Origin of the sequence: Methylosarcina fibrata AML-C10, from assembly GCF_000372865.1 — a bacterium.
GTDB lineage: Bacteria > Pseudomonadota > Gammaproteobacteria > Methylococcales > Methylomonadaceae > Methylosarcina > Methylosarcina fibrata.
The window spans coordinates 3,153,082-3,163,976 of sequence record NZ_KB889965.1; the positions used below are offsets into that span (position 1 = coordinate 3,153,082).

Here is a 10,895-nt window from a genome sequence, read left to right on the forward strand (position 1 = left end):
TCCAGGCCATCCTGCTTCCTTCCGGCACAAAAGCAAGGGCCTGGTAAACCGATCGGCCTCCGCAACCCGGAGGCTCTTCTTTGAATAATAAAATTCTGACCGGAATGATTTTCAGAAAGCCTGAGTCCGCATTGCCGGCGTTTCACGCATCCATCGCCGCAGGCAAAGGACGAGAAGCTCAGACAAGAACTTCGCCTTCAAGCAGCTTTGCATGGGCTGCGGCCAATCGCGCGATGGGAATGCGCAGCGCCGAACAGGACACGTAGTCCAGCTTGATCTGATGACAAAACCGGATCGATTCCGGATGTCCGCCCTGTTCTCCGCAGATGCCTATTTTCAACTCGGGCCGCGTTTTTCGACCCAATTCGGCGGTCATTTTCATTAACTGGCCGACGCCTTTAATATCCAGCACTTCGAACGGATTATCCTCAAGAAGGCCCAGATCGTTATAAAGCGGCAGGAATTTGTTTTCGGCATCCTCTCTGGAGAAGGAAAAAGTCGCCTGAGTCAGGTCATTGGTTCCGAAGGAGAAAAACTCGGCGTATTGAGCCAGTTGCCCCGACCGAGTGCAGGCGCGCACGGTTTCGATCATGGTGCCGAATTTGAACTTGACGTTCAGTCCGTACTGATCTTCTATTTCCCGCTGCACTTCGTCGACATACTCCTTGACTTTTTTCAATTCCTCGGCCGTTATGACCTGAGGCACCATGATTTCCGGAGCGATGGGCACGTTTTGCCGGGTACAGATCGCCGCCGCGTCAAGAATGGAGCGTATCTGCATCTTGTAGATTTCGGGATAAGACATGCCGAGACGCACGCCGCGATGGCCGAGCATCGGGTTCACTTCATACAATTCGCGCACCTTCTTCAGCATGACCTGCTTTTTCGCGATGGCCTTGCTGACGACTTCTTCGTTCAGCAAATTAAAGGGCGCCGGCAGCCTGTCGTGGGCCCCGACCGTTTCCAGAGTAACGCGCTGACCCTTGATGACGACTTCATATTGCTGCAACGCGGCAATTTCGTCCTCCAGTTGATGTTCGCTCGGCAGAAACTCGTGCATCGGCGGATCGAGCAGGCGCACAGTAACCGGCTTGGGCGACATCGCGGTAAACAGTTGCACGAAGTCTTCCCGCTGTATCGGAAACAGCTTGTCCAGCGCCGCCTTGCGACTGTCCGGATCCTCCGCCAGAATCATGTCCACGACCAGCGGCAGACGGTCTTTCGCATTGAACATGCGTTCGGTCCGGCACAACCCGATGCCGACGGCCCCGTAGGAAAGCGCCACGCGCGCCTGCTCCGGCGTATCGACGTTGGCGTGCACTTTCAGTTCCGCATGATCGTCGGCCCAGGCCAGCAAGGTTTGCAGCTCGCCGGATACGGACGGCGTCACCGTGGCGATTTTACCCTGATAAATCAGGCCGGTGCTCCCGTCGATGGTAATGATGTCGCCTTCGCGGATCTGTGTTTCGCCGACGACCGCCAGCCGCAGCTTGACGTCGATCCGGATGTCTTCGGCGCCGGCAACGCAAGCCTTGCCCATGCCGCGCGCGACCACGGCAGCGTGGGACGTTTTGCCGCCACGGCTGGTCAGAATGCCTTGCGCGGCAAAAAAACCGTGGATGTCTTCCGGCTTGGTTTCCTCACGCAGCAAGATGATTTTTTCTCCCGCCCGCCCCATCATCGCCGCGGTATCGGCATCGAAAACGCATTTTCCGCAGGCAGCGCCCGGCGAAGCCGGAAGCCCCTGAGCCAGCGGCGGAATCTTGTTGTTCGGATCCAGTTGCGGATGCAGCAACTGCTCCAGCAGTTCCGGATTAATCCGGAGCAAGGCCCGCCGTTTGTCGATCAGACCTTCGCCGACCATTTCCACCGAGGTCCTGACCATGGCCGCGGCGTTCATTTTGCCGTTGCGCGTCTGCAGGCAGTAAAGCACGCCCCGTTCGATGGTGTACTCGTAATCCTGGACTTCCCGGTAATGGTTTTCCAGCTTGTTGCGCAACTCGACCAGTTGCCGGTACAAATCGGGCATTTCTTCGACGAGAGCCTGCACCGGCTTGGGCGTGCGAATGCCGGCCACCACGTCTTCGCCTTGTGCGTTGACTAGGTATTCGCCGTACATTTCGTTGGCTCCGGTGGCCGGGTTACGGGTAAATCCGACCCCGGTCGCACAGTCGTTGCCCATATTGCCGAACACCATCGTGACCACGTTGACGGCGGTGCCGTTGGCCATTTGCGGCGTAATCCGGAACTCCCGGCGGTAATCGACGGCGCGTTTACCCATCCAGGAATTGAAGACGGCCTTGATGGACAGTTCCAACTGCTCGTAAACGTCCTCCGGAAAAGGCCGGCCGGTTTCTTCCTTAACCACGTCCAGAAACAGTTCGCTGATTTCTTTCAGATGATCGGCAGCCAGCGCCACGTCTGCCTTGATGCCCGCCTGCCGTTTGACATTGTTGAAATGAGCATCGAACTTTTCGTCGGCAATACCGAGCGCCACCTTGCCGAAAAGCTGAATAAAGCGCCGGTAGGCATCGTAGCCGAAACGGGGATCCTGGGTTTCTTCGATCAATCCTTTCAGAGTTTCCCGGTTCAGACCCAGATTTAAAATCGTATCCATCATGCCCGGCATCGAGATGGCGGAGCCCGATCGCACCGAGACCAGCAGCGGCCTGGAACTCGATCCGAAGCGCTTGCCGGTGGCTTCTTCCACTTCATGGATATGGCGTTTGACTTCGTCCATCAAGCCGTCGGGAAGCTGATGGTTTTTTAGATAATCCAGACAGGCTTCGGTCGTAATGACGAAGCCGGGCGGTACGTTCAGGCCAATCTGGGTCATTTCACACAGATTGGCGCCTTTTCCGCCTAACAACACTTTGTTTTTGCCGTCGCCTTGCTGGAACGAATAAATATATTGAGCGGTCATCTTGGCTCCTTAAGTTAAGTTCTTTATGAATGTCGAAATGCTTTCTTGCGCCCGTTCATTGGTCAAAGACCGGGAAACTCCGGACTGCAAGACGGCAAGAGTGATTCGGACTGTTTATCGGTGCCGCCGCGGCTTTCTGACGCTTCCTCCAATCGGCTCGAAAAAAGGTCAGGCGTCCAACAGGGCTTTTACGTGGATAGCGGCGCTGGCCGCCAACGCCTTCAGATGATAGCCGCCTTCCAGTACGGAGAGGATGCGGCCTTGGCCGTGGCGCCGGGCGATGGCCAGCAATTCTTCGGTAACCCAGCGGTAATCGGCTTCGACCAGATTGACGTCGGCCAGAGGATCGTCCCGATGAGCATCGAACCCAGCGGAAATCAGCATGAATTCGGGTTTGAAGCGATCGAGTTCGGGCAGTATGAGAGACTGGTATTTTCGCCTGAAATCGGCTCCGTCGTCGCCTGCCGAGAGCGGCACGTTGACGATGTTGCCGGCGCCTGTTTCGGAAGGATAACCGGTCCCCGGATAATGCGGCATCTCATGACTGGAAGCATACAGCACCCGGGGCTGGCGATAAAAAGCGGCCTGAGTGCCGTTGCCGTGATGCACGTCGAAGTCGACGATCGCGATGCGCTCGAGCCGGTAGTGAGTCCGCGCGTATTCGGCGGCGATGGCCACATTGTTAAACAGGCAGAAACCCATGGCGCGGTCGGGTTCGGCGTGGTGTCCGGGCGGACGCACGGCACAAAAAGCATGCTCGGCGCGGCCCGTCATGATGTGATCCACCGCATCGCAAACGGCGCCCACGGCCCTGAAAGCGGCCTTTCTCGAACCGGGCGACACCACCGTATCTGCGTCCAGATAATGATGCCCTTGTTCCGGCACGGCCTTTAACACCGTATCGATATGGCGCTGCGAATGAATCAGCCTGATTTGCTGCTCGCGGCCCATCGGAGGCGACATCCGGACCAACGCCGAGAATTCGGACGCGGCCAGAGCATCGGCTATGCTTTTCAGACGCTCGGCGGATTCGGGATGTTCGGCGCCCGTATCGTGCAGAAGAAAATCCGGGTGGCTGTAATATAACGTCGTCACAAAATCTTACTCGCTTCAATGGCCTGGGGACTTTATCGGCGGCCGGCCTTATCTCCCGCCATGCCTTAACAAGGTTGCTCTAACTGAAGATTGAGCCAAAGGTGATAAAGTTCATGCCGTTGAAAATTTGTTTGCAGCGGCATGCGGCCCGGTTTCATAATCGGTAAAGCGGCTCCAGGCTATGCTCTTCTCGAGCTCCAAGTTGCCGCCGGGCCCTGTGTTCGGAAAAAGCCTGAAACAGTTTTTTTCCTTGCCACCGACCTGATTCCTTGCTGTACAGGATACGGTTCAGTTCCAGAATTTCATCCCGCAGCCGCGCTTCGCAGCAGGAAGCGACGGCGCCCAAACTGGTGGCTTCGTACGTCTGTCTACCCCAATTAATCAAAGCGTTTTTAGCTGCACCCGCATCGTTGCTCTCGCAGGCTTTTTTCAGACTCCTGATAAAAACGGCGGTTTCTTCCTCCTTTTCCCGAACGGTTTCCGCCGGCTTGGCCCATGGCCGCTTCCGTAGAAAATAAACCACGGTCAGAAGCCAGCCCGCCGCCAGAAAAACCGAAATCCAAAGCCAAAGGCCGGCTTGTTCGGCCTGAGTCCTGATAGCCGGTGCATTTTCCGGCGGTTTTACGGGCGTTGCGGCCGGCGTCCGAGCATCGGCCTCGGTTTCTCCCGCCGCCTTCGCGGTGATTGTGACGGCCGGGATTTTAACGGTCTCCATGGCCTGCTTTTCCGTATTGAACCAGGGAATCTCTATGGCCGGTAGAGTATAGCTGCCCGCCTTGGCGGGGATCAAAGCGATTTTTTCCTGTCTTACCGCAACCAGACCGTCCGGTTTTTTCTGTTCCTGAAGCACGGGCTGATCAGGATAGACCTTAATCCGATCGTCCGTCCGGGCCGTATTCAGCTCGGGCAACTGGCCGACCGTCGCCCCCCGGGCTTGCAGCGTCAGGGTTCGGGTCAGAGGTTCCCCCACGTTCATTTGTTGAACGTCTCCCGACCATTCCTCCGCCAGCTCCACATGCTCGGCAGACAGCCAGTTCGCTCCCGTATAGTCGGCGGGCGCCGGCCTGACTTCAAGGTCTACGGCTTTTGAAACGGCTTTTTGAGTTCTGGTCAGTTGGGAACCGAAGAAACCGTTGAAATTCGGCCGGCTGCCGGTCAGCACTTCGGCGGTCAGGATCAGCGGCTGAATCGTCATCCGGCCGCTTTTTTGCGGAAACACGGCGTATTTGCGCTCGGTCACGGCATAATCGATTCCGTTGACTTGCGTCGTATAAGTACTGTCGTCGCCCAGTTTTTCGATCACCGCATCGGCGAGCTGCGGCTCGTTCAAACTGGCTCTGACGATTTCGATTCGCGAATAAATACGCACCGTGTAAATGACCTGGGATTGTATGAAAGGATTTTTCGGCGCCGCATCCACTTCCAGCATGATGTCGTCTTCGGCGCTCAGATTTTTCGCAGTCGAACCGGGCGTGACCACGACCACCATGGGCTGGCTCACGTCCTTACCGAATTTGATCGGCGGCACAATCAGACTGCCGGCCTGCCTGGCCATGACGTTCAGCGTCCATTGCATCGACTTGCTGGCTTTTCCGTTATGCCAGGTGGCGCTGCTGCCGGTGCTTTGGCTGATGATGTCGAAATCCTGCTCGAGCGGGCTGAAGTCGGGATCGTCGTCCGGCGTTTCAGCCGCAGTGAAAACGATCTGAAAGGACTCCTCGAGTCCGACCGGATTACGGTCCACCGAAACCTTGATCGGCGCGGCAAACCCTTCGCCCATCGCCGGAATCTGCAATAAAATCACGAGCAGGATACCAACCGGGCTGGAAAAAGAGAGGAAATTCCGGCGTCCAAGCCTATTCACTTCATTGATTATGGAGGCTGTCATATAGAAATACGCTTGCGTTTAACGCTCACCTGGAAAATAAATTGTCGACTTTGAATCGGGAAAGCTCTTTTGAATATGGCAAAGGAAAGATGCCGGCATCCGATTCCGGTTCAGCCGCTTTCCGTCAGCTCTGAAATCAAAACTGTTCGAGAAGCATTGATTCCTTCGTCGGATCGGCTATTTTGCCCGGAGCCCGATCGGCTTAGGCTATCTCGCCGGGACCGTCACGATTCTGGGCATAAGACCTTAACATTCATCACTTTGCTCAATTAGCCGTCGTACCGGCACGCACTGCCGGCATCCAGGGACAGGAAGGTATAAAGCCTTGTCGTCTCCGGCATCCGGATTCCGGCAATCCACTTGTGCCTCTTGGGTAGGCCGGAACGCCATCTCGGAAAAACCGGCGGACATTAAGGACATAAAGCATAAAAATTTTGATCTTTTTATTGGAGACGATATAATCGATGCGATTCATTATTAACATAACTGTGTTAAATATCAATCTTAAACTATAGAAGCCTAGCGGAAAACAATTGCTTTACAGAACATGGTTTTTGTTGACGGCAGCTTTCGATTCTTGATCTTTCTCGTTTGAGCCTGAATTCGGATTTACTGAACACCGGAATTATCGACCGACTTATTCAGACTTCCGTTTTGAGTTATCAATCCCTTTGGGTATCCGCCTTATATAAAGGCCGCTTTCTTTTAACTTTAAAAAATTAAAGAAACATGAGCATTCTTATTACCGGAGGCGCGGGCTTTATCGGCTCCAATTTTGTGCTGGACTGGTTTGCCCATTCCGACGAAACGGTCGTCAACCTGGACAAGCTCACTTACGCCGGCAATCTGGAAAATCTGCAAAGCCTGGCCCGGGACGAACGGCATCAGTTTGTCCGGGGCGACATCGGCGACCAGGACCTCGTCAGCGGACTGTTGCAGCGCCACCGGCCCCGGGCGGTGCTCAATTTCGCCGCCGAAAGCCACGTCGACCGCTCCATTCACGGCCCTGAAGACTTCATCCAGACCAACGTCGTCGGCACCTTTCATCTGCTTGAAGCGGTGCGCCGTTACTGGGACGGCCTTACGGAAGAGGCGAAAGCGGATTTCCGTTTTCTGCACGTGTCGACCGACGAAGTGTACGGCTCCCTGAACCCGGGCGATCCGGCCTTTTGCGAAAGCCACCGGTACGAACCCAACAGCCCTTATTCCGCGAGCAAGGCGGCCAGCGACCATCTGGTGCGTGCCTACCATCACACCTACGGCCTGCCGGTGCTGACCACCAATTGTTCCAATAATTACGGGCCGTTTCATTTCCCGGAAAAACTGATCCCGCTGGTGATCCACAACGCCCTGGCCGGCCGGCCGCTGCCCATTTACGGGGACGGCCAACAAATCCGCGACTGGCTCTACGTCAAGGATCATTGCAGCGCCCTTCGCGCCGTGCTCGCCGCCGGGCAATCGGGCGAAACCTACAATATCGGCGGCTGGAACGAAAAAGCCAACCTCGACGTGGTGCACACGCTCTGCGCCCTTCTCGACGAACTGCGCCCCCGCGCCGACGGCCAGTCCTACCGCCGCCAGATCACCTTCGTCAAGGATCGTCCGGGCCACGACCGCCGCTATGCGATCGATGCCTCGAAACTGGCCCGGGAACTGGGCTGGAAGCCCGCCGAAACCTTCGAGTCCGGCCTGCGCAAAACCGTTCAGTGGTATCTGGACCATCCGGACTGGGTAGCCCACGTCACCAGCGGCGCCTACCGCGACTGGATCGACCAGCATTACGCCGCATGAACATCCTCTTACTGGGCAAGGACGGGCAGGTCGGGCGCGAACTTCAGCGCACATTGCTGCCGTTCGGAGACGTCGCCGCGCTCAACCGGCACCAGGCCGACCTCGGCCATCTCGACGAACTGGAGCGCTTGCTGCACCGGCTCAAACCGGATCTGATCGTCAACGCCGCCGCTTACACCGCGGTCGACAAGGCCGAAAGCGACCGGGACGCCGCCTTTAGGATCAACCGGGACGCGGTCGCCGTGCTGGCGGGCTGGGCGGCGCGCCACGAGGCGTTGCTGGTTCATTATTCGACCGATTATGTCTTTGACGGCGAAAAAACCGAGGCCTATCTGGAAACGGATCCCACGCATCCGTTATCGGTTTACGGTCTGTCCAAGCGGGCCGGCGAGGAGGCGATTATCTCAAGCGGCGGCCAGGCCCTGATTTTCCGCACCAGTTGGGTCTTTTCCTCCCACGGCAGCAATTTCATCAAGACCATCTTGCGTCTGGCCAGGGAAAAAAACCATCTGAACATCGTGGCCGATCAGTTCGGCGCGCCCACCTCGGCCGAACTGATTGCCGACGTCACGGCGCTGGCCGTGGCCGCGTACCGGGCCGGACGCCTTGCCGGCGGCATTTACCATCTGACCGCAAGCGGCGAAACCCACTGGCACCATCTCGCCTGCCATACGGTCGACCGGGCGCTGGCCAACGGCATCCCGCTGCCACTGGAGACGTCCGCCATTCGCCCGATCGGTACCGAGGACTACCCGCTGCCCGCAAAGCGGCCCAAAAACTCCCGGCTGAATACCGCGCTGCTTTCCTCAACGCTCGGCTTGCAGCTTCCCGACTGGACGGTTCACGTCAATCGCGCCGTCGATCAACTCACACTTTCCGGTTAATCGTCATGACCCCGATAAAACGTAAAGGCATTATCCTGGCCGGCGGCTCGGGCACTCGCCTGCATCCGGCGACGCTGGCCCTGTCCAAGCAATTGCTGCCGGTTTTCGACAAACCGATGATTTACTATCCCCTCGGCACGCTGATGCTGGCCGGCATTCAAGACATTCTGATCATTTCCACGCCGCAGGACGTGCCGCGCTTTCAGCAATTGCTGGGCGACGGCGGCCAATGGGGGCTCGATCTCCGGTATGCGGTCCAGCCGGAGCCGGAAGGACTGGCGCAAGCCTTTCTGATCGGCGAAGCCTTCCTGGGCGATCATCCTTCGGCGCTGGTCTTGGGCGACAACCTCTTCTACGGCCACGATTTTCATCATCTCCTCGATAACGCGATGACGCGTTCCGAAGGCGCCACCGTCTTCGCCTATCACGTGCACGATCCGGAACGCTACGGCGTCGTTGAATTCAACGAGCAAGGCAAAGCCGTCAGCCTGGAAGAAAAACCCAAGAGCCCGAAATCGAATTACGCCGTCACCGGGCTGTATTTTTACGATCACACCGTGGTGAGTCGCGCCAAGGACCTCAAACCGTCCCCGCGCGGCGAGCTGGAAATCACCGATCTCAACCGCCTTTATCTCGACCGGGACCAGCTCAGCGTCGAAATCATGGGCCGCGGCTACGCCTGGCTCGACACCGGCACGCACGAATCCCTGCTGGACGCCAGCCAGTTCATCGCAACCCTCGAGCATCGCCAGGGCCTCAAGGTCTCCTGCCCGGAGGAGATCGCTTTCCGGAAACAATGGATCAGCGCCGAGCAACTGGAGAAACTGGCCGAACCGCTCGCCAAAAACGGTTACGGCCAATACCTGCAACGGATCCTCAACGAAAATATTTTTTGATGAAAGCCACGACCTTAGCCATCCCCGGCGTCATACTGATCGAGCCGGCCGTGTTCGGAGACGAACGCGGCTTTTTCTTCGAAAGCTTCAACCAGCGCCGGTTCGACGAACTCGTCGGCCGGCCGGTGACGTTCGTCCAGGACAATCATTCACGCTCGGCCCGGCACGTGCTGCGCGGCCTGCATTACCAGATCCGGCAGCCGCAGGGCAAGCTGGTCCGGGTCGTGCAGGGCGAAGTCTTCGACGTCGCCGTGGACCTTCGCCGCTCTTCCCCTCACTTCGGGCAATGGGTCGGCGTCGTGTTGTCCGCGGACAACAAGCATCAGCTCTGGATTCCGGAAGGCTTTGCCCACGGCTTTGTCGTGCTGTCCGAGCGGGCCGAATTTCTCTACAAAACCACCGACTATTACGCGCCCGACGCCGAACGCTGCATCCTTTGGAACGATAAGGATCTGGCCATCGACTGGCCCTTCAACGGCGAACCCTCGCTGTCCGCAAAGGATGCCCGGGGCGCTTCGTTCAAGGCGGCCGAGGTCTTCGCCTGATGCAACCATTTTCCATTGCCCCCAAGGAAATGGCGTTCAGTCTCTGGCGCAACCGAAACCTGGTCGCCAGCCTGGTCAAACGCGAAGTCGTCGGCCGCTACCGCGGTTCGGTCATGGGCATTCTCTGGTCGTTTTTGCATCCCATCTTCATGCTGGCCGTTTATACCTTTGTTTTCAGCGTCGTGTTCAAAGCCCGCTGGAACGTAGAGAGCGAATCAAAGACCGAGTTTGCCGTAGTGCTCTTTGCCGGCCTGATGGTCTTCAACCTGTTTTCCGAATGCATCAACCGCGCGCCCAATCTGATCCAGTCCAACGTCAATTACGTGAAAAAAGTCATATTCCCGCTGGAAGTCCTGCCCTGGGTGGCGATGGGCTCGTCGATTTTTCACGGCTTCATCAGCCTGACGGTCTGGTTCATCTTCTATCTGATTTACATAGGTCCGCCTCATCTTAACGCCCTGTTGTTTCCTTTAATTCTGCTGCCGTTGATCCTGTTGACCATGGGACTGTCCTGGTTGCTGGCGTCCCTCGGCGTCTATTTGCGCGACATAGCGCAAATCACCGGCATTCTGACGACCACTTTGCTGTTCCTATCGCCGATATTTTACCCGGTCTCGTCCCTGCCGCCCGACTATCGGAGCCTGCTGCTGCTGAACCCTCTTTCCGCGGTGATCGAACAGGCGCGCGACGTGCTGATTTGGAACAAACTGCCCGACTGGCATTATTATTCTCTGTCGCTGCTGGCCTCGGGAACCATTGCCTGGCTGGGTTTCGCCTGGTTTCAGAAAACCAGGAAGGGCTTTGCCGACGTGTTATAATGAAAAATTTCTATCGATTAATCTTCTCAAAAGCATCCGACACAGGGTACTCTGA

At 57.1% G+C, this 10,895-nt stretch carries 8 protein-coding genes; 5 read left to right on the forward strand and 3 right to left on the reverse strand.

Annotation, left to right across the window (positions count from 1 at the left end):
* Nucleotides 1-178: 178 nt before the first annotated feature.
* The 3 genes from ppdK to A3OW_RS0114855 all read right to left on the reverse strand — a co-directional run bounded on the left by ppdK (nt 179) and on the right by A3OW_RS0114855 (nt 5,822).
* Entirely contained in the window at nt 179-2,923 is a 2,745-nt protein-coding gene (gene ppdK / locus A3OW_RS0114845) for a pyruvate, phosphate dikinase (RefSeq protein ID WP_020564235.1), read from the reverse strand.
* A 168-nt stretch (nt 2,924-3,091) separates the two neighbouring features.
* Entirely contained in the window at nt 3,092-4,018 is a 927-nt protein-coding gene (locus A3OW_RS0114850) for a histone deacetylase family protein (protein ID WP_020564236.1), read from the reverse strand.
* Nucleotides 4,019-4,172: 154 nt separating this feature from the next.
* A complete protein-coding gene (locus A3OW_RS0114855; protein ID WP_020564237.1) occupies nt 4,173-5,822 on the reverse strand; it encodes a BatD family protein in 1,650 nt (549 codons plus the stop codon).
* 813 nt (nt 5,823-6,635) lie between these two features.
* Here A3OW_RS0114855 and rfbB point away from each other — a divergent pair.
* The 5 genes from rfbB to A3OW_RS0114880 are packed head-to-tail and all read left to right on the forward strand — an operon-like array spanning nt 6,636 to nt 10,840.
* A complete protein-coding gene (gene rfbB, locus A3OW_RS0114860) occupies nt 6,636-7,697 on the forward strand; it encodes a dTDP-glucose 4,6-dehydratase (RefSeq protein ID WP_020564239.1) in 1,062 nt (353 codons plus the stop codon).
* Entirely contained in the window at nt 7,694-8,581 is an 888-nt protein-coding gene (rfbD, locus tag A3OW_RS0114865; protein ID WP_020564240.1) for a dTDP-4-dehydrorhamnose reductase, read from the forward strand. Before rfbB ends, rfbD begins: the two co-directional genes overlap by 4 nt.
* 5 nt (nt 8,582-8,586) lie before the next feature.
* Complete coding sequence (gene rfbA, locus A3OW_RS0114870) at nt 8,587-9,477, forward strand: glucose-1-phosphate thymidylyltransferase RfbA (RefSeq protein WP_020564241.1); 891 nt, start codon at nt 8,587-8,589, stop codon at nt 9,475-9,477.
* Nucleotides 9,477-10,022 (forward strand): dTDP-4-dehydrorhamnose 3,5-epimerase, encoded by a 546-nt coding sequence (gene rfbC / locus A3OW_RS0114875; protein WP_020564242.1) that lies wholly within the window; start codon nt 9,477-9,479, stop codon nt 10,020-10,022. The genes rfbA and rfbC overlap by 1 nt, the downstream gene beginning before the upstream one ends.
* Nucleotides 10,022-10,840: an ABC transporter permease gene (locus A3OW_RS0114880; RefSeq protein WP_020564243.1), complete on the forward strand. Its 819-nt coding sequence runs from the start codon at nt 10,022-10,024 to the stop codon at nt 10,838-10,840. Before rfbC ends, A3OW_RS0114880 begins: the two co-directional genes overlap by 1 nt.
* Nucleotides 10,841-10,895: the final 55 nt, after the last annotated feature.